The 21,182-nt window shown below is 29.1% G+C and carries 17 protein-coding genes; 14 read left to right on the top strand and 3 right to left on the bottom strand.

The window, feature by feature from the left end:
* Positions 1-19 precede the first annotated feature (19 nt).
* Complete coding sequence (locus ACOBME_RS10245; protein ID WP_419335179.1) at positions 20-1,717, top strand: lipoprotein; 1,698 nt, start codon at positions 20-22, stop codon at positions 1,715-1,717.
* Between the two features lie 960 nt (positions 1,718-2,677).
* On the opposite strand, the gene ACOBME_RS10250 is transcribed toward ACOBME_RS10245, so the two are convergent.
* The 3 genes from ACOBME_RS10250 to ACOBME_RS10260 all read right to left on the bottom strand — a co-directional run bounded on the left by ACOBME_RS10250 (position 2,678) and on the right by ACOBME_RS10260 (position 3,656).
* On the bottom strand, positions 2,678-3,088 hold the full coding sequence (locus ACOBME_RS10250; protein WP_419335181.1) for a DNA cytosine methyltransferase: 411 nt from the start codon (positions 3,086-3,088) through the stop codon (positions 2,678-2,680).
* Positions 3,089-3,204: 116 nt separating this feature from the next.
* Positions 3,205-3,441: a hypothetical protein gene (locus tag ACOBME_RS10255; protein ID WP_419335183.1), complete on the bottom strand. Its 237-nt coding sequence runs from the start codon at positions 3,439-3,441 to the stop codon at positions 3,205-3,207.
* Positions 3,432-3,656: a hypothetical protein gene (locus tag ACOBME_RS10260; protein WP_338966130.1), complete on the bottom strand. Its 225-nt coding sequence runs from the start codon at positions 3,654-3,656 to the stop codon at positions 3,432-3,434. Before ACOBME_RS10260 ends, ACOBME_RS10255 begins: the two co-directional genes overlap by 10 nt.
* 498 nt (positions 3,657-4,154) lie before the next feature.
* On the opposite strand from ACOBME_RS10260, the gene ACOBME_RS10265 reads away from it, so the two are divergent.
* The 13 genes from ACOBME_RS10265 to ACOBME_RS10325 all read left to right on the top strand — a co-directional run bounded on the left by ACOBME_RS10265 (position 4,155) and on the right by ACOBME_RS10325 (position 21,051).
* Positions 4,155-5,543: a hypothetical protein gene (locus ACOBME_RS10265; RefSeq protein WP_419335185.1), complete on the top strand. Its 1,389-nt coding sequence runs from the start codon at positions 4,155-4,157 to the stop codon at positions 5,541-5,543.
* A gap of 231 nt (positions 5,544-5,774) precedes the next feature.
* Positions 5,775-6,209: a Holliday junction ATP-dependent DNA helicase RuvA gene (locus tag ACOBME_RS10270; RefSeq protein ID WP_338966135.1), complete on the top strand. Its 435-nt coding sequence runs from the start codon at positions 5,775-5,777 to the stop codon at positions 6,207-6,209.
* Positions 6,210-6,257: 48 nt separating this feature from the next.
* Positions 6,258-6,692, top strand: a complete 435-nt coding sequence (locus tag ACOBME_RS10275; RefSeq protein WP_338966136.1) for an AAA family ATPase — start codon at positions 6,258-6,260, stop codon at positions 6,690-6,692.
* Between the two features lie 15 nt (positions 6,693-6,707).
* A complete protein-coding gene (locus tag ACOBME_RS10280; RefSeq protein WP_419335188.1) occupies positions 6,708-7,139 on the top strand; it encodes a Holliday junction DNA helicase RuvB C-terminal domain-containing protein in 432 nt (143 codons plus the stop codon).
* A gap of 82 nt (positions 7,140-7,221) precedes the next feature.
* Positions 7,222-8,184: a transposase gene (locus tag ACOBME_RS10285; RefSeq protein ID WP_419335050.1), complete on the top strand. Its 963-nt coding sequence runs from the start codon at positions 7,222-7,224 to the stop codon at positions 8,182-8,184.
* A gap of 168 nt (positions 8,185-8,352) precedes the next feature.
* Positions 8,353-8,643 carry a hypothetical protein gene (locus tag ACOBME_RS10290; protein WP_338966139.1) on the top strand — a complete coding sequence of 97 codons (291 nt, stop codon included), beginning with the start codon at positions 8,353-8,355 and terminating at the stop codon, positions 8,641-8,643.
* Between the two features lie 86 nt (positions 8,644-8,729).
* Positions 8,730-11,858 carry a protein translocase SecDF, variant type gene (locus tag ACOBME_RS10295; protein WP_419335190.1) on the top strand — a complete coding sequence of 1,043 codons (3,129 nt, stop codon included), beginning with the start codon at positions 8,730-8,732 and terminating at the stop codon, positions 11,856-11,858.
* Between the two features lie 2 nt (positions 11,859-11,860).
* Complete coding sequence (locus tag ACOBME_RS10300) at positions 11,861-12,406, top strand: adenine phosphoribosyltransferase (RefSeq protein ID WP_338966605.1); 546 nt, start codon at positions 11,861-11,863, stop codon at positions 12,404-12,406.
* A 46-nt stretch (positions 12,407-12,452) separates the two neighbouring features.
* Entirely contained in the window at positions 12,453-14,702 is a 2,250-nt protein-coding gene (locus ACOBME_RS10305) for a RelA/SpoT family protein (RefSeq protein WP_338966145.1), read from the top strand.
* 90 nt (positions 14,703-14,792) lie between these two features.
* Entirely contained in the window at positions 14,793-16,019 is a 1,227-nt protein-coding gene (gene scm1, locus ACOBME_RS10310; RefSeq protein WP_419335192.1) for a motility-associated protein Scm1, read from the top strand.
* A gap of 95 nt (positions 16,020-16,114) precedes the next feature.
* Positions 16,115-18,865, top strand: a complete 2,751-nt coding sequence (gene alaS, locus ACOBME_RS10315; RefSeq protein WP_338966150.1) for an alanine--tRNA ligase — start codon at positions 16,115-16,117, stop codon at positions 18,863-18,865.
* Positions 18,858-19,277, top strand: coding sequence for a Holliday junction resolvase RuvX (ruvX, locus tag ACOBME_RS10320; protein WP_338966153.1), 420 nt, complete (start codon positions 18,858-18,860; stop codon positions 19,275-19,277). Before alaS ends, ruvX begins: the two co-directional genes overlap by 8 nt.
* Before the next feature lie 106 nt (positions 19,278-19,383).
* Positions 19,384-21,051, top strand: a complete 1,668-nt coding sequence (locus tag ACOBME_RS10325; protein ID WP_338966156.1) for a hypothetical protein — start codon at positions 19,384-19,386, stop codon at positions 21,049-21,051.
* The last annotated feature ends 131 nt before the right edge of the window (positions 21,052-21,182 follow it).

The following is a 21,182-nucleotide window of genomic DNA, read 5'->3' on the forward strand; positions in this document are numbered from 1 at the left end:
AAAAAATAGGAGGACTAATATGAAGAGAATATTAGCTCTTTTAGGAGCAATATCGTTGGTGGGGACAAGCGCCGTTTCAGTTGTTGCTTGTAGTCACCCTCAAGATCAGAATGTGTCAGTTGATGACATTAAAAAACAATTAGAACAATATACTGATACACCATTTTTTGCTTCTTCATCAGAAATAACAAACGATAAATTAGCATCAGAAGTAGCTAGTAAAATAACATTAGGAAGTTACAAGTTAGTCGTTAAAGCTGATCCGACATTTGTGCAACCAAAAATTTCTGATGGCAATGCTCTATCAGCAGCAACCATTAACGAGTTTAAAACACAATTAGCACTAACCGCAGCAGAAGGAAAATTAGTTGTGAATAATGGAAATGCAATTGTTAGTTTGGAGAAAAAATCAACTGAACTATTTAGTGTTAAAATTAAGTGATCAACAAATGAATTACTGTTTTTAGCAAGCATCATTAATAAAATTAATGATGTGGGGGGGGATACAACTCAAAGTATTAAATTTCCACTACCACCAATTATGCCGGGATTAGATATTAATCTTGCTGATTTATATAGTTATCTTGGCTTAATTGAATTGCCAGCAGAATTAATCAATAGTATTGATTTATCACAAATAAATACCCCCGATTTTGTTACTAAGTTTAATGATGTTTTAAAAAAGATTAGCGATATATTGTCAGTTCTTGGTCTTGATGATTTCTTAACAAAAGACTTACCGTTTTCTTTTCAAGTAGTAAAACCCACTAAAGAGAACAAAACTGATATTACCATAAAAGGAACTGGAACTGTTAATGATTTATTGCATAATATTGCTCCAGATGTTATTGCATTATTACAATGATACCTTAAAGAAGGCAAAGAAAGAATTGGAACAACTCATAATACTGTTTTACCATTAATTCAATATTTATTGTCACCAGTTAATAAAAATGTTCAAGAAAATATTAAAACTGAATTTGGTGAAACTAACTGATTCTATGAAAATACAGCAACAAATTTTGATAGTTTGATGTTTCATTTACTTAGTGGGTATAAAGGAGAACCAACGAAAGCTGATAATCAGTATATTTTTAAAGTTGTTGGAAAAGTAGTTTTGAAGTTCTTTTTCGAATTTACTATAGAAATTGATGATGTTTTTGATCAAAGTCTTGTTGGTGATAAAGGTCATTCTGGTTCTTTTGAAAAAACACTTGTTTATTTAAGCTTAAATCCAACCTTATTAATTGCAAGTATTTTAAATGTTTTTAGTCAAAATGAAGGAAAAGGGATTGATGCTGTTGGGAAAAGTATTTTACAACCAAAAACGTGAAAAGGAATTAATTCACTGATAAAATACAATATTCCAGCAATTAATGTTTATTTAGGGCCAAGTATTATGAGTTTTGCTGGACCAACGATTTTACGTAATTTAGGTTTAAGCAATACTGAAATAGATAACAATAACATTACAATGACTGCCGGAACAGTTAAGTTATCACTTAAAAATAAAAATAATCAGTGAGAGGATTTTAAAGCAACTTTTAAAGAAGGTGATAAGCAACCTGATTTAACGCAAATTCTTAATGCAACTGATATAAAAATTAGTTTTATGAATGTTAAATTTAAAGTTACTCCAAAAAATAATGATAAAATTGCTTACGAAACAAATGGAAATATCAATTTTGATTTATGATTATCGGACTTGATGAATTAAGATATTAAGAAAAAGTATTTTAAATTTATCTTTGTTACATATATAAATACTTCAAAATAGAGTATTAAAAATTCTGATTTGAAAGCATAGTTAACTATGCTTTCAAATCATTTTTATTTTAAAATACAAAATTAAGGACAATAATTCCTATAATAATTTAGGGGTGCTTGCTTTTTTTAATTATAATTAGTGATATAGGAAAAATATGATAAAAAACTTAGCAACAAATAAATATATTAATAAGGAGACATAAAAAATGAAAAAAATATTAGCCTTATTAGGAACCTGCTCATTGTTAACGGCAGGAGTAACAACCGTTGTTAGTTGTGCATCTAAGCCGAATGTTGACCCTAGTGATGATGATAATGATATTAGAAAAGATTTAGATTTGTTATTAAAGATTATGAATGAAGCTCATGAAGTATTTTTAAATTATGCACTTGAGAATAATTTTAAAACAGTTTTTGATGAGGTTAATCGATTAATTGCCAATAAATACTCAAACTATTATGTTAATTCAATGCCGTTTGCTTTTAAGACGAGTCCTTCAAATTTAAAAGTAAATTACGTTGATGTAGCAGCATTACAAAAATTAACTACAGAACCAATTAAGGATTTAAAAGCAGTTGTGGTAAATTATAGTTTTGGTTATACTGGTTCATTCAAAACATTAACTAATCCAGCAAGATTTAATATTAAATATGTTACTACAAATAATCCCAATTTAATTAAAACTTTAATGCTTGATTTAACGAATAAAATTGGAAAAGTTTTAATTGATTTTATTAATCAAAATCCAGAAATTACGATTGACCAAAATCCCGCTTTTAAAGAAACATATGATATGTTTAATGTTTATTATGCACAAGATGCAGTCTTAATTAATAAGGATATGTTAGGTTTCTTAGATGTGATGTTTAAACAGAATGATGTAACAAAAGAAATAATGGAAGTCGTTAATTATGATTCTAAGCAAGATATTTTAGATTTACAACGAGGAACAATAAATGGTGATAATAGTATTAACATGAATGTTCCAGATTGACGAACAAAATATCAAACTCCCGCGGCATGAGCGGGGCAAGTATCACTATCTTTATCCATTCCTTTTCTTTTTCCAGCTATCAAAATGTCTTGGCAAGGTCAACCGCCAATTATTATATCAACCTCTTCTTTTTGTAAATTATTAACATCTATTTTAGTAATATCACCTAAATTAGGGGTTTCATAATCATTAAAAATTGCTCTATAACTATTTTCTGCATATTTATCAATTTCACTAAATCATATAGTTTTATGTGAAATATTTGCAAATTCTAGTGCTTTTCTTGGGGCTCCAATTCCAGCAAATAATTCTATTATTTTAAGCACAACTTACTTTTCACTTTTTTAGAAAATTAAAACATTTATAGTGTAGCGTAATACTATATTTATTTACTATATTTCCATGATTAATATTTTTATTACAAAAATTACATTTAATTTTGCTATTCATACTTATCATCCCCATCTATAAATTTATATATTTTTAGTTTCTGATTCTTAAAGGTTTTTTTCTTTGTTTTAGCAATAACCTTAGCTATATATCTTTTTTTAAATTGATAATTTTTATTTGATGAATCAATTCCAAACAAAAAACATATTATTTCTTCATAAGTATCAAAAGTTCCCAAGTGATTATCATCTCAATCATAAATTGCAAAAAAATAATTCTTTAATCTCATATTATTTTTCCTTCTTCTGTATCAAATAAATTTTCTTCTTCAGAATTGGTAAAACTAGTTTTATTGTTATCAATAACTTCTTTTTTATTTAAAACTGATAAATTTTCTGCTTGATTATTGTAGCTTTTAATATTATTTTTTGCTCTAACCTCTATTGCATTCTTCAATTCTATGCCAACAATATATCCTAATATCCTTTTTGCACCATTTTCCATAATAAATTCTTCATACTTTTGACTTGGAAATAACCCCAATTTTAATTGATTTGAATATTTTGCATTATAAATAAGTTGCTTAGGAATTAATATGCTACCACCTGGTGTAATTGGACTAATTATATTTCTACAAGTTAACGTATAAAATTCAATTGATCTAATATAATTTTTGTTTAAATATACATAAACCAATTTTTCTTTATAAATATTAACACCACCAATCTAACAGTTTTGCCCTGAACAAGGTGCTAAACCTGTTAAACAACTAGTTATTTAACCAATTATTTAACTTATTACTTAACGTGTTAATAAACTAGTTAATTAACTTGTTGTTATTAATTAAAATTGCACAATGAAAAACATTTGTTGCATTTTTATTACCACAACAAATTAATATTTAGTTATTAACAAGCTTGCAATTTAACAAATAAAAAAGATTTACTTTTTCAGTAAATCCGTATCTTTGTTACTCACCCGCAAAAAGAAGGTATAAAAAATATGCAAAACGATATTCGTTATATATATGATGAAATGTGCGATAAGTGTAAAGTAACTTTTAAAAAAATTATTTTAGCAATTCGAAATGATCGCACAAAAGATGTTAATAATTTAGCACTATTTTTTTGCGAAGTAAATCCAAATACTGAAATCCAAGATGATCATGGTGTAATGCCAATTGCCTTAATTAATTGTGTTAATAATAAATATGCTTTTTTTTGAAAAACTAATTTATTAGATCATAAAGGAAACCCAAAGATTCCAATTATTGATCATACTGTTGAATTATCACAAGAGACAATTAATAAAATCCCTTTACGTAGTCGCCCTTCAACAACAAGCCTTCCTAGTGAGAACCCTGTAGTTCCTAATGAAGAACCAGTTAATGCTCCAGCACCGGTTGCCTCATCATTTATTCCATTTGAACAACAGAACAATATCCCAAATAATGGATTAGAGTACAACGAAACAGAACAATCATTTTCAGCTGAAATTGAAACACCAAATGATGATAATGGTAATGATAATAAAGATCGTAATAATTTAATTGTTGCAACTGAACCAGCAGGGGGTGAAACTGTTGCTTTAGTTAAACAAATGCAAAAAAATCAAATGATGACAATGCGAAAAATGGTTCATGTAATTAATCAAAAATTCCAATGAAAAATTTGAACATTAATTATTGTGTTAGTGCTTTCATTAACAGGATTTGGTATTGGGGCTTGACAACTATATCGTCATTTCAGAAACGGAGCAACAAGTACTGGTGATGGTAATATTGGTAATCGCGTTAATATTACCTTATTAGGTGGGGATTTAAGCCGCCAAGTTATTACAATTGAGGATCGCAATAGTCCTGGTGATTTGTATAGTGCTTTATTAACATTAGAAGTTGGTTCAAAAAATGATGGTAAGTTAGAACCGCAATTATTAGAAGCAATTAAAGATCCTAACACAACAATAAGTTTTAATTATGATCGTTTTCAAGAAGACTGAGAAGCTTATGCAGCCACAATTGTTATTAATGCTGATAAAGCATCAGGCTTTTATGGAATTACTAATATTGATGTGCAAGCAAAATCAAAACGAATTGATATTAATCGTTTATCAAAAAATTTAAGAGGAACAGAAATCGCAATTAATAGTAATAATTCACGAGAAATTTTAAGAGCCGTTTTAGCAAATGCTACCATTACTGGACAATTATCTGCAGCACAGAACAAATTATTAAAAGATGCTCAAGATTTAGCAAATCGTTTGCTATTACGAATTGATGGCAGTGTTAGTAAGGGTGGACCAGCAACAGATATTGATTTAATAGTTACAAGTAATGGTTCTAAGGATTATAAAAATACAGCAATCTTTAACTTAACAGTAAAATGATCATAACTAACAAAATATTAAAACTCATTTATTATGAGTTTTTTTATTTTAAGAAAGGATTTTTCTTATTAATAAAGTTAATTTAACATAGGAGATTATAATATTTATGATTTTATCTGTGGCACTATTTATCAATTTAATGATAATGTCCTTTGCTTAGAACAAAATAATTATGGATATGAAATTTATTTAGTTACAAACAAAAGAATTAGTTTTAAAAAGGCTGGTCAAATTAAAATGTATACTTTTTTAAAATATGATAATGATGCTTGTTTTCAGTGATTTGGGTTTTTAGATTTAGCAACGAAGAAAATTTTTGGTGATTTATTAACGATTCCAACAATTGGTGTCAAAACGGCAGTTAAAGTATTACAACAAATTAGTGTTGAAAATTTATTAATGTTTGTGCAACAAAATAATATTGCTGAAATCGAGAAATTACAAGGATTAAAAACCCATAGTGTTCGGCTATTATTACAAACTTTACAAAAGATTTATTTTAAAAAAAATTATAATAATCTTCAAAATAAAGTAATTAGTTGTTTAAAAGAATTGGGTTATTCGTTGGTGGTTATTTATTCTGCAATTAATAGTGTTAACCCAGTTCCGACTAAACTTGATCAATATTTAAAAATAGTTTTATTTAAAATTAGTCAGAATGACACCGTTTAATTTTCGTCCGGTTGATTTTGAAAGTTATATTGGTCAAGCAAATATAAAATGAATTTAAAAATCATGTTAGCAGCTAGTCAAAAGCAGCAACAACCATTAAAACATATGTTATTTGTTGGTAATAGTGGAATTGGAAAAACTAGTTTAGCCCATTTAATTAAAACTTTGTTACAGCAAAAACTATTACTTTTACATGGCCCAAATTTACAAAAAACAAGTGATTTAATTAGTTGCCTAATGCAAGTAAAAGCATTTAATTTAGTTTTCATTGATGAAATTCATGCAATTAGTCGTGAAGTTGGAGAAATTTTATATCCTGTTTTAGATGATAATTGTTTAAATTTACTGTTGGGAAAAAACTATAATACAAAACATGTTGTTTTACCGTTGCCATCTTTTACCTTGTTAGCAGCAACGACATTACTATATCAAGTACCACAGCCATTATTAAATCGTTTTTCAACAGTTTTTCATTTTAATTAATACACTAATGATGATATGCAACAAATTTTAAATAACTTGTTCTTAAAAGTAGAAATAAAATTATCATTAAAAGAATTAACTTTTTTAGCCAGCTATAGTAGTAATAATCCGCGCACAGCGGTAAAATTATTTCATCGAATTTATGACTATTTCTTAGCTACGCCACAACCAGTAAGTTTAAATTTTTTACAAGAAATTTTAACTAATTTGCAGATTTATCAAGATGGTTTAGAATGAGGGGAGGTAAATTACTTAAAACAAATTTATCTTCTCTTTCAAACCCAACCAGTTTGGTTAAATACCTTAAGCCAAGTTTTATCTGAACCATTATTAACAGTCACAAATAATTTTGAACCATTTTTGTTAAAAAAAGGTTACTTATTAAAAACATCTCGTGGTCGAGTTTTGACAAATAAAGCAGTAGAATTTTTAAAAAATATTACATAATTCTTTAATTTTGTCGAAAACTCTTGATATTTATAAAATATACCTAAAATTAGGTATATTTTTAATATATGGAGGTAAATAAATGATGAAAAAAATAATTACAGAATTAATAAATAGCTTAACAGATGATCAATTTTTAGAATTTTATGAAAAAATAAAACAACAAGCAGACTTAATTAAAAAACAAAAACGTTTAAATGAAATTGATCAAAAATTTAGAGATAAAGGCATTATATGTCCTAATTGCAAATCTTTTCATTGTGTTAAAAATGGTCATAATTCCGAAGGAAAACAAAAATATTTATGTAAAAAATGTCGTGCTAGTTTTGATGCATTTCGTCATCATTTTACTTATTGAAGTCATTTAAATTATGAACAGTGAAATTTATTAATTCAAATTTCATTGTTAGGACAATCTAGTAAAATAATTTCTCGTTTTATTAAAACAACCCCAAAAACCGCTTGATATAATCGACAAAAATTAATGCAATCAAAACAATTAGAAAATACACAGTTAAAATTTAAAAAATTAAATGGTCAAATCCAAATGGATGAAACATTTATTAAAGAAATTCATAAAGGCAATTTTAAAGATAAATTTGATAAACGAAAAAATCATCTCGATCCATTTTCAACTGATACCAAATGCTGTATTCAAATGGCAGTTGATAGCAATAATAATATTTTTGTTCAATCCACCAATACCAAAAGATTACAAAAACAATGGATTATTGAAAATATGAATAAGCAACTAATTAAAGAAAAATCAATAATTATTTCTGATATGCAACCACTATATTTATTAGTAGCAAAACAAACAAATTCTACTCTATATTCCACCAAAACTAGTACAAACCCTGATACTAGTTATCAAAAGTTAAATAAGATTAGTAAATTACAATCCAGTCTTAAAGAAGCCTTAATTCATTATCATGGTTTGGGTTTCACTAATATTCAAAATTATTTAAAGCTCTGAAAATGAAAATACCAACACAAAGGTTTAACACCAAACCAACAATCAACGGTATTATATTTTAACGTTTAAAAAATTTAAAGCAAAATCATAATCTTACACAAAATTAGTTTTCAAATTGTCATATTGATGATTTTTTTTATTTCATCAAGAGTTTTCGACAAAATTAAAGACATAATTTACTTAATTTTTTTGAGAAGTCGGTTATAATAATAATTGGAACTAAGGTAAGGTGTAAAAATGAGCCACAATCATAAAAAGGAACAAGAACAAATTATCAATTATGCCTGGAAAATGATTAGTTTAAAAGCGGTTGATTTAAAATTATCTAATCCAAATATTACAGAACAAGATGTTGCCGATTATTTAATAAAAATAATTTTAGTCGATAAGGCAATTGTTGATGTTAGTGAAATAGCTTATTATATTTTTAATATCAAGATTAATCGGATGATTGAATTTATGAATAATCAAAAAATTACTGCGACTGATTTATCCTTAGAAGATTTTAAAGATATGTTTATTAAATAATAAAATTAAACAATGAATAGTGTACAATTTATAGAGAAAAGTTTTAAAATAGAACAGTGGTGTAAAACGTGAAGAAAAACGAACAAGTGAAAACAATTAAAGAACCAAAAAACAAAAAGGCAATTAGTAAGTTAATTATTCGAATTGGAACTTTGTTAGTTTTAATTGTCGCAATGATTATTGGTGCTTATTTTTCAGCTGATAGTTTTCGTTATTCATATAAGACTGGAATTGCTTATTCGGGTGGATATCAAGTTCAAGTTAATGTATTAGATAAAAGTGACCCTAATTTTTCACAAGATACTCCAAATGGGGATAGTAAAAAAGGATTAGATTTATTACGTAATAAATTAGATCCATTATCAAATCAAAATTTGTATTTACAAACATTAGGTCGTAATGCTGTTGAAGTTGTTGTTGGAAAAAATATGTTTAAATCTTATAATGCCTTGAGTAAAACAATTCAACGTTTAGGAGCAATTTACTTAACAAATGGTAAAGGACAAGACTTACTAGTTAGTGATAATAATGGCACAAAAGAGCGAACACCGTTAAGTGATGTTATTTTAGGTTCAACAACAGGGGTTGACCAAAATCGTCGTCCAAGTATTACATTAAAAATTAAAGATCAAACAAAATGAGATAGTATTATTAATGGTTTAAAACCATCACAAGGTGGGGGTCAATCAGAACCGTTTTATATTTGAACGGATATTGGTCAATTTATTGATGATTTACGACATGATACTGATAATATTCAAACAATTGCAACTGTTTTTAATGCTGAAATTCGTAGTAAAGTGTCAGCGGGTGATTGAAGTAATATTTATCAAATTTTTAATGTTGAATATTATGATGCCGGAACCTCACAACTTCGTACTGGTAATTTATTAGATTTAGCATTAAGTTACCCAATTTCACAAGTTCGTACTTGAATGGAAGATTTGCGTTTTCGTTTTACCTCTGTCCCAACGGATAGATTATTAATTGATCCAAATGATAAAACAGCAACAACAAATCAATTTATTGATCCGTTACGCCCATATTTACAAACAATTATTGAGTATAATACTGCGTTAACAGATTTATATAAAGAACATATTATTAATTGAAATTCAATTAAACTGGGAACAGGTGCTGCTGAGAATTCAAATCAAATTACAATTTCAACGGAAACAGAAGCTCGCCAAATTAGTAATTTAATTAATGGGGGATTAAGTGGTTTAGAATTTGTTATTCGTGGTTATCGCGAAATTCCGCCTGTTGTTTCAGCTAATGTTTTTAAAATTTCGTTAATCATTTTAGGAGTATTAGTATTAGCAATTTTCATTGTTCTATTAGTTTATTATCGTTTATTTGGTTTTATCGCAATTTTAACATTATTATTTACAATAATTGCAACATTATATTTTTCTTCACTCTTGAAAGTACAAATTTCGCCAGAAAGTATTGCGGCATTATTGATTGCTTTTGGTTTAGCACTTGAAGGAAACTTGTTATTCTTTTCACGATATAAACGTGAGCGGTATGAAAATCAAATTCCCTTTGAACCAGCAATGAAAATTGCCAATAAACAAACAATAGCAGTCTTCATTGACGCATTAGTTGTTTTAATTATTTTGGGATTATCACTGTTCTGACAAGGAACAAATAATATTAAATCATTTGCTACAATTTTATTGGTGGGATTAATTATTTCCGTAGTAATGGTGTTTGCTGTTGCGCGTTTAATGTATTGAATTGTTATTAAGTTACGTTGACAAGAAAAACACCCTTGATTAGATGTTTCGCGTTTTTCAATAGGAAAACTATTTACGAAAAAAAGAGTTGTAACAACAACAGCATCAGAAGCATTAGCAGCTAGCGCTCAGTTACAAACAATAACAAAGAATGAACCTGCGATGGCAGACGGTGATAATGGCGGGATTGCACCAGCCAAAAAAGGAAAACAACATAAAATCGGAAAATGAACATTTTATAATATTACAAAATGAACCCCAATCGTTGGAATTATTTTGTTAATCGTTGCATTAGCAATTGCTTTTGCTGGAAAAGCAAATGTTGCTAATTCAATTAAGTCAGGGATTAATTTTACGATTAATCAAGATTTATGAGGAACTGATGACGATGAAACAGCAATTACAAAGTTATCAACGCAATTAGAAAGTATTCGTAATACAGCCCGTTATAACTTTAGTTATAATATTTATGTTCTTAAGCAACAAGAAAGTGGTGCTAATAACCGCATCTTAGTTGTTGGTACAAATATTACAAAAGGAACTTTTGAGCGAGAATTATTAACAGCCATTGCATCATTTTATAATGCAACCCCCGATGATCCTTCATTAGCATTGCAAAAAACTGATCCTGTTATGGAAGGATATATTTTAAAAATTGCGGCAATTAGTATTGGAATTGGATTAGTATGTATCTTTGTTTATACTTTATTCCGGTTAGATTGATCGCAATTTGTGGGAATGGTTTTAGCTAGTTTATTTACGCTAGTTACAACTATTGCGATTGCAATTATTACCCAATTATTAATTACATTTGAAATGTCAATCGCATTATTAGCAATTTTTGGTTTTGCGATTGCCTTTACAACAATGGTAATGGTTCGTGTAAAACAAAATAAAAAGGCGATTAATATTCGTGAATATGAAACATTCTTTACATATATGTCAGAGCATCGTTTCCAAATTAAGCGTTTACGTCGCGCACATAAAGTTTATTATCAAGAAGAATTAAAGAAATTAGCAATAAAACACCCGGAACTAAAATTACGAGAAATTAAAAAACAATATCATGACCAGTTAAAACGAACACAATTAGTGGCAAAAGATATTAAAAGCAAAAATCATAAAGTGATTCGTGAAGTTCGGAAAGACTTTAGAGTTTATAATTATGAACATAACTTTTTGCAAAAAGTTGCTAATATTACAATTAAACAAATGTTACAACATTGTTTAACATTGGGAATTATGTTTACAATTTTATTAATTACCTTAGCTGCTTTTTCGGGATTATGGTTTGGCTTTAATATTGTGATTTTAATTGGGTTAATTGTTGGAATGTTTGCAACCCTATTTGTTGGAATTCCAATTTGAGTGGTGTTAGAAAAATATCGGGCTTTAAATAAAATCCGTGTTAAAAATTATTTAGATTCACAACGAGTTGAAATTGATGAACAAATCGTAATTGGTATTAATGATTAATCATTAGCCAAGAAAGGGATTTTGCAAAAACGGAACTAAAAAACTTTATTGTTGATATTCCTAATTATCCAGAACCAGGAGTTATTTTTCGCGATATTACCCCAATTTTAAATAATTCATCTGCTTTTAAAATGGTTGTTGATCAGTTAGCAGCGTATGCAATTGCTCAACAAGCAAAGGTGATTATTGCCCCAGAAGCACGAGGATTCTTATTTGTACCAGCAGTTAGTTATGTGACGAACCTTCGTTTTGTTCCGGTTCGAAAACCAGGAAAATTACCACGGCAAGTTATTAGTGCAAAGTATAGTTATGAATATGCAACTAATCAGTTAGAAATGCATGTCGAAGATTTAAAACCACATGATCGTGTTTTAATTGTTGATGATGTTTTAGCAACGGGCGGAACAGCACAAGCAATTTGTGAACTTGTTAAAAAACAACAAGCAACGATTGTTGGTTTAGCATTCGTGGTGGACTTAACATATTTAAATGGTAAAAAGGATTTAACCGCATATCCAATTAAAACCCTGATTGAATATTCGGCATAATCGGTATATAATTAATAAATAGTACAAATAAAAGGGGTTGTTTATAATGGATCGGGATATTAAATACGAAGAGGTCTTAGCCCAAATTAAGTTGTACATCAAAGATGTGACAACGTTAAAAGAAATTTACAAAGCATATGAATATGCAGAAGAAAAACATCAAGGCCAAGTTCGTAATAGTGGAATTCCCTATATTAATCATCCATTATGAACAACCTTTTTTTTAGCCCAATGACGAATGGGACCTAAAACATTAATTGCCGGTTTACTGCATGATGTGTTAGAAGATACGCCCGCTACGTTTGAAGAATTACAAGAACGGTTTGGGATTGAAATCGCTAATTTAGTTGAAGGTGTAACAAAAGTTAGTTATTTTGCGAAAGAAAATCGAACTCAACTTAAAGCACAATATTTACGGAAATTATATTTATCAATGGCGAAAGATATTCGTGTTATTATTATTAAATTAGCCGATCGGTTACATAATTTAAAAACAATTGGTTATTTAAAACCAGAACGCCAACAAATTATTGCCCGAGAAAGTTTAGAAATTTATTCGGCAATTGCTCATCGGTTAGGTATGAAGGCGGTTAAACAAGAAATTGAAGATATTAGTTTTAAAATTATTAATCCTGTTCAATATAATAAAATTGTTTCGTTGTTAGAATCAAGTAATAAAGAACGCGAAAATGCAATTAATCAAAAAATTGAAGAATTAAAACAAGTCTTAATTATTGAAAAAGAAATGGCGGTCAAAGTATATGGCCGTAGTAAATCAATTTATTCAATTTATCGAAAAATGAATCAATTTGGTAAAAACTTTGATGATATTCATGATATTCTAGCAGTCCGCATTATTACAAATAGTGTTGATGAATGTTATAAAGTATTAGGCTTTGTGCACCAACATTATACGCCACTCAATAATCGTTTTAAAGATTATATTGCAACACCAAAACATAATTTATACCAATCATTACATACCACAATTGCAGCTGATGACGGTGTTATTTTTGAAGTGCAAATTCGAACTGAAGAAATGGATGAGTTAGCAGAACAAGGAGTTGCAGCGCACTGACGCTATAAAGAAGGCGAAAATTATGATATTGCTAAAAAACAAAAAGATATTGATGATCGCTTAGATATTTTTAAACGAATTTTAGACTTAGAAAATATTTCAGTGCAAGAACGAGATGAAATTCAACAAGAAGTTTATAAACCTGATCATTTAATGGAAGAGAGTATTCAAAATGATATTTTTTCGTCGTTAATTTATGTTTTAACGCCAAACGGAAAAGTAGTAACCTTGCCATTTGGTTCAACCGTCCTTGATTTTGCCTATAAAATTCATTCTGAAATTGGCGAAAAAACAATTGGGGCAAAAATCAATGGTTTATTTTCACCAATTTCAACAGTTTTAAAATCGGGTGATGTTATTGATATTAAAACAGCAGCAACGCAAAAACCAAATCATTCGTGGTTAGTGGTTGCTAAAACATCATCAGCATTACAAAAAATTAAAAAATATTTAAAAAAAGAATTAGCAGAAGCAACTAATGATACAAAATCAATTAATCTGGAAAAAATCAAGCAAACAAAAGGACAAATTGAAGAGTATATTGCAAAAAAAGATTTAAAATGAAAATTAGTTGATTCAGAAACACAACTAGAACGATTACATGCAATTAACTATAATAATATTGAAGATTTTTTATTAGATGTTGCTAATGATGAATACACCGTAGTAGAAGCAATTAATTTAATTTACTTAGATCGCGAAACAAGTCAGAATGAAAAAATTCTGAAAAAATTACAAGATAAACAATATAAAAAAGCACAATTAAAAGATGATATTATTGTGCAAGGAATTTCAAGTATTAAAGTTGTGATTTCACAATGTTGTTTACCATTACCATATGAAGAAATTACCGGATATGTTTCAAAAGCAGAAGGAATTAAAGTTCATTTGAAAACTTGCCGTAATTTACAAAGTAGTGATAAACAAGAACGTCAAGTGGAAGTTAGTTGAAATGAAGCGGTTTGTAAAAATAAGCAGTATGATTGTGCAATTCGAATTGAAGCAATTGACCGTCCCGCTTTGTTAGTTGATGTCACAAAAGTATTAAGTCATTTAAACGCTTCAGTGCAAATGATGACAGCTAATATTTCAAGTGATTTAATGAATATTACTATTAAAACAATTATTAAAATTAGTAACGCTGATCGGTTCCAACAAATTCTCTCGTCATTATTGGCAATTCCCGATATTAAAATTGTTGAGCGAGTTATGATGTAACAATAAGATTAGAAAATAAATTAATATATATTGTTATTGGTTTTCTTGGTATAATAAAAGTACTTAAGAAAATAGAAAATGGAGGCAGCTATGACAATAAAGTCTTGACTAAAATTTAGTAGCATATGATTTTTAGCAGGAATTGTAATTATTATGGCCGGAGCAGTTGTTCCAACTTTAAACCAACAAGTAGATGCGTTAAAAGAAGAAATTATTAAATCATTAAGTGTTAATGGTTTGACACCCAATCCGTTAGAAAGTTTACAAGGTGATAGTGCTTATAATATTTTAAATTTTTTATTATCATATGGATCATTTCAAGCAATTTTTAGTTTAAATGGTTTTAGTCTTTTTAAATTTTGAGTAATTGATTTATATATTTTTGTTCCTATTTTAAGTTTGTTTGCTGTTGGGATAGCAATTTTTGTTGTTGTTTTACTAACAAACGCAACCGCTGCGCATTGAAGATGAAATATTCGCTTATTAGTTGGAAAGATTTTATCAACAGGGGGCGGTATTCTGTTATATCTTGCCTTATTTTTGGGGTTATTTTTAGTTGCAATTATGGACAGTTCAAATTTTGTTAATGGCCAAGAAAAATATTGATATAATTTAACGAACGGTGGTTTAGTGACATGAACTAATAATGTTCAGTACCAACCAAATGTTTTTTCCGTGTTAGGGATAAATATTAATCAAACTGGTTTAGATAACTTTTTTGGCCAAGCACCAGGAGTTTTACAAGTTGGCGCAGTTTTTCTTATCTTTATTGCCCCAATTGCGGTTGCAATTTTAACGGTTGGATTAGGAATTCGAATTGCAATTGAATTATTGTTACCATCATCATCGGGTCATCGTGGTGGCATTGGTGCAAGTTTTAGCACTTGGTTAGGATATATAAATATTTCTTCTCGTCACGAATTACGCCAACGGTTAGGAAGCAACATTGGGATGATTTTATTAATGATTGGTTTTCTAATCGTAATGATTTTCCCAGCCTTTACTTCAACAACTCGCTATGTAACAGCCAATTGAGTTATTTTAGCAATTGCGACTGTGTTAATGATTGTTAGTTTTATTCCCCTTTATTTTATGTTCTTTTGTTTAGCGCGGTTGCAAGAATTTTCTTATAACTTATTAATGTTTGTGCAAATGTTGACATGATTAGTAATTGGTTTAATTTGACAAATTTTTATGTGAACTGAATTTAAACAATATTTCCAATATCCAGCGGTCGTACCAGTTATTATGATTCTCTTCTTTATTAACATCTTATTAAGTTCATTTTATTTACTACTTCGTGGTTATCGAAAATAGGAATTGGCTTTTAACTTCTTTGAAATAAAGAAGTTTTTTTGTTTTGGTATGCTATAATTCTATTGATTAATTATTAAAAAGAAGGGAAAGTTAGGATGACAAAACTTACAGCAAATGCAATTCGAAAAATGTGGTTAGATTTTTTTCGAAGTAAAAATCATTACGAATTGCCATCAGTATCGTTAATTCCCGTTGATGATCCATCATTATTATGAATTAATTCGGGGGTGGCAACATTAAAACCATATTTTGATGGTCGCAAAACACCACCAGCCCCACGGTTAACAAATTCCCAAAAATCAATTCGCACAAACGATATTGAGAATGTGGGACATACAGCTCGTCACCATACTTTATTTGAAATGTTAGGTAATTTTTCAATTGGTGATTATTTTAAAAAGGAAGCAATTGTTTATGCTTGAGAATTTTTAACTGATAAAAAATGAATTGGATTTGATCCCGCCAAATTATATGTTACTGTTTATAAAGATGACCAGGAGGCATATGATGTTTGACATAATGTGATTGGGTTAAGTCCCGAACGAATTATTAAGGGGGGTAAAGATACTAACTTCTGAGAAATTGGGGAAGGACCATGTGGACCAAATACCGAAATCTTTTATGATCGTGGTGAAAAATATGATTCTGAACATATGGGAATCAAGTTATTACAAGACGACTTAGAAAATGATCGCTATTTAGAGGTTTGAAATATTGTTTTTTCTCAATACAATAATAATGGGGATGGAACTTATACCGATTTACCACGTAAAAACATTGATACTGGTGCTGGGTTGGAACGAATTACTTCTATTATTCAAGAAACACCAACTAATTTTGAAACCGATTTATTTATGCCAATTATTAAAGCAGTTGAAAAATTAGTGCAGGGGAAATATCATTATGATCAAACGGCATTGTTTACCAATGATGCACAGCAAATTAAAATTAATACTGCTTTTAAAGTAATTGCTGATCATTTACGAGCAGTAACATTTGCGATTGCAGATGGGGCGTTTCCAGGAAACAAGGATCGTGGGTATGTTATTCGTCGGTTAATTCGTCGCGCTAGTTTATATGGTAAAAAATTAGGGTTAGAACAACCATTTTTATCCCAATTAGTGCAAACCGTAATTCAGATTATGAGTGAATATTATATTTATTTAATTGAAAAACAATCAATTATTGAACAAGCGGTATTAGATGAAGAAAATAAATTTTTAAAAACATTAGAACAAGGAAACAAATTATTTAATGAAGTTAAAGCAAAGTATGGCCTAATTTCCAAAGAACATGCTTTTCGCTTATTTGAAAGTTATGGTTTTCCAATTGAATTAATTGAAGAAGAAGCACGCGAAGCGGGAATAAAAGTTGATCGAATTGGTTTTGAAGAATTATTAGCAAATGCCAAAGAAATTTCACGAACTAATCGGAAAGATATTAAAGCAATTCAGTTGCAAAGTGAACTTTTTACGCAATTAGATGTTGTTAGCAAATTTGTTGGTTATGAACATGAACAAGTTAATAATACAGCAATTGTTTTTATGTTCGCAAATGATCACACAGTTTCTGAATTAACAAATACAACGGGATATCTTATTTTAGCAGAAACACCTTTTTATGCTGAAAAGGGTGGGCAAGCTGCTGATCATGGTTTAATCTTAAAGGATAATAATACAGCTTATGTTTTAGATGTTCAACAAGGACCAAATAAACAACACTTACATTATGTTAAAGTGGAAGGAACATTAAAAAAAGAGGATTTAGTAAATGCTTCAATTGATAGTGACCGTCGATTTTATACTCGTAAAAATCATTCCGGAACACATTTAATTCATGCAGCATTACGAGAAGTTTTAGGAACGCATGTTATGCAAACGGGGTCTTATAATGATGATGAACGATTACGAATTGATATTACACATAATCAGCCAATTACTACTGCCGAAATTATGGCTGTTGAAGCATCAGTTGTAAAAGCGATTCGCGCAGCAATTCCTTGTGAAGTAATTTATACTGATATGCAAACAGCACTAGACGTTCATCAAGCACTAGCTTTTTTTACTGAAAAGTATGATGAAGAAGTGCGAATTATTAAATTTGGAACTTATTCATGTGAACTTTGTGGGGGAACCCATGTTGCTAATTCACAAGATGTCGAAGATTTATTAGTAACGGGAATTGAATCAAAAGGAGCAGGAACATTTCGGATTCATGCTATTACATCAAATAAAACAATTGCTAGTTATTTAAATGAGCAGTTTCTAAAAGAAAAAACTGAAGCAGTTAATTACTTTGAGAAATATAATCAAGGGAAATTGGTTTTAACTGATCAACAGTTAGAACAAATTTGAGACCAAATTAGTAATTTAACTGTTTCAAAACAGAATTGAAAATTATTAAAACAATTAGTAAATCAATTTAAAGAGTGTTTTAAGCATTGACAAAAACAATATGATAATGCTATTATTCGGGATTTTGTGAAACAATATCATGCCTTACCAGTACAAGAAAACAACGGGATTCAAGTTTTAACTTATCAATTTTCAACAAAGGTTGATGTTAATGCTTTAAAAGTATTAATTGATGATTATAAAACACGGTATTCTAATATTTTAATTTTCTTTGTTGATATGACTGATTCAACCCAACAAAAATTAGTTATTGGGGTTAGTGATGCTTTACATAATCGTTATCAAGCTAATCGTATTATTCAACAATTAAACCCCTTACTTGATGGTAAAGGGGGCGGAAACAATAGTGTTGCTCAAACTGGATTTAAAAATAAAACTATTATTACAAAATTACTAGCAGACCCCCTTGCGTTTTTACAAAAACATGGCTAAATATTATTTAGGAGTTGATCTCGGAACTAAAACGTTGGGGCTTGCGACAAGTCACTGGATGATTGCGACAAGTTATGGGGTTTATCAGTTTCCTGATCACAATTTTTTAAATGCAGCACAATATTTAGCAACATTAATTGCAAATGAAAAGGTTAGTGATCTTGTTATTGGTTATCCCAAAAATATGAATAATACGATTGGACCACGGGCAATGATGGTTGATGATTTTATTGCATTATTAAAACCAATGCTAAGTCCTGTAATTGTAATTCACTTAGTTGATGAACGGTTGACAACCAGACAAGCACACCAAATTATGTTAGAAGCTAATTTATCGCGACAAAAACGGAAAAGTAAAAAAGATAGTTTAGCAGCACAATTAATTTTAGAAACATTTCTTCAACAAAAATAAAAGAGCAACCCTCTTTTATTTTTTTTAATTAATTATTATACAAGTATCGATAGGAAAAGCAAGAAAAAAATGATATAATTTTATGGAAAGCATTTTACTTAGGGATATGAATAAAATTGAGGTTAAGATGATGACTAAGAAAAAATTAAATGAAACAAAACAACTACAAGAAGTTAATAACAATTTAAAAATGAATGTTAACGAAGCGACTGTTATTAAAGCTTTAACAAAAGCTTGAAAAAAATCAGAACCATATTTAAAATTAATGACCGAATATCAAACATTAAATGCAACTGGTACAGTTGATTGAGATGAACGTTATGAAAAAGAGTACGAAAAATTTATTAAAGCAGTTCTTGGAGAAAATGTTAACTTTAAAAAAACAATAACTAAAAAATTATCAAAGTCAAAAACAAAAACTACAGCAAGTAAAAAAAGTAATATGGGAATGGGAATAAATCCCGGACAATTAGATCTGCTAGCAAAACGAAAATTATATCGTTCCGAAGATTTGTTTCCAGCACGCGTGGTGAGAGGATATCAAGAATCACAAGCAGAAATTGAATCAGAATTAGCTGCCCCACGCGAAAGTTTTTTAAATAATAATATTAATGTATTAGCAACTGATCAAAAACACAAACAAGTAGGACCAAATGAAACAATGAGTACTACTTTTGAAACAGATACGGACAATTTAACGGTTGAAACGAAACCAGAGGAATCATCACCAAAGGAAGTTGAAGATTTAATTAGCAAATTAAATCCAAATCAACAACGTTTAATTCGCCAACGGAATGAACAATATGGTCGTTTTCAAAGTAAGCGCGAGGAAATGATTAGGGTAAATGCTGATGAAGATGCAAGTGAAACCTTAAAAACTTTTAATAACCAAGTTAAAGAACATGCAAAAAGTTGAGGTTTAAATTCAAATCAAATTGAATTATTAGCCCGCCGTGATGTTACAAATCGCGATGTGCATCCGTACTTGAATCGAGCACGTGGTGTCTATCATCCTGAAGAAGATTATTCGCGCGTAAATAGTGACCTTAAACCACGCTCTCTTGATGAAATTAAGGACCAAATGAATTTAAATAAAAATCAATTAGAATTATTATCTCGTCGTGATTCTCATCCGTCAGAATGAAAACAATATATGAAAGAAATTACTTCGCCAAAAGATGACGAGAATGAAGAAAAAGTTATGATTGATCCAGAAAATGTTATTAAAAAACGAAATCAAATGGTTCAAGAAAGTTTAGCGCGTAGTTTAGGAAAAACAAAGAAACAAATTGGTGGTAAATATATTCGAAATTTCATTACTGAAGATCCGAAACGAAAACCAATTTTTAAAACAGATCTTTATTTAGATACAGCAATTACTAATCAAATTAGACCATTGTTTGTTAAATCAATTGCTAAACCAAAACCAAAGGTTTCACCAAAATTTGCTGCTGCGAAAGTAATGCCAAATTCGGTGATTGCTTCATTTTCAGCGCCAAGTAATCGAAACTGAGCAGAACCACAAATGAATGGAGTAGCAAAGGAAAGTACTGCAAGTAAGATAACACCTGTTTCTTCAGGACCAGTTGAATATAAATATGTTTCAACAGTTGACCATAAAAAACGACCTAATTTAAAAAAACTAAAATTTGGTAATAGTTATGAAGAAAAAAGAATCAAAAAATTAGATGTTACAATAATAAAACCAGAAGAAACGTTAGATAATGCTAAAATAAAAAAAGGGATAATTGAAAAGCAAGCTTGATTGATTTAACATTATATACTCAAAAAGAATGGTCGAATAAATTATTTTGGGGTCTTAAATTAATTATGCTGATCCAACTAAAACACCTGATTTAACAATAAATTTAGCAGAAAACCAATATACTTATGCCGGTTATCATC

This window comes from Spiroplasma endosymbiont of Sarcophaga variegata (assembly GCF_965178695.1).
GTDB lineage: Bacteria > Bacillota_I > Bacilli_A > Mycoplasmatales > Mycoplasmataceae > Spiroplasma > Spiroplasma poulsonii.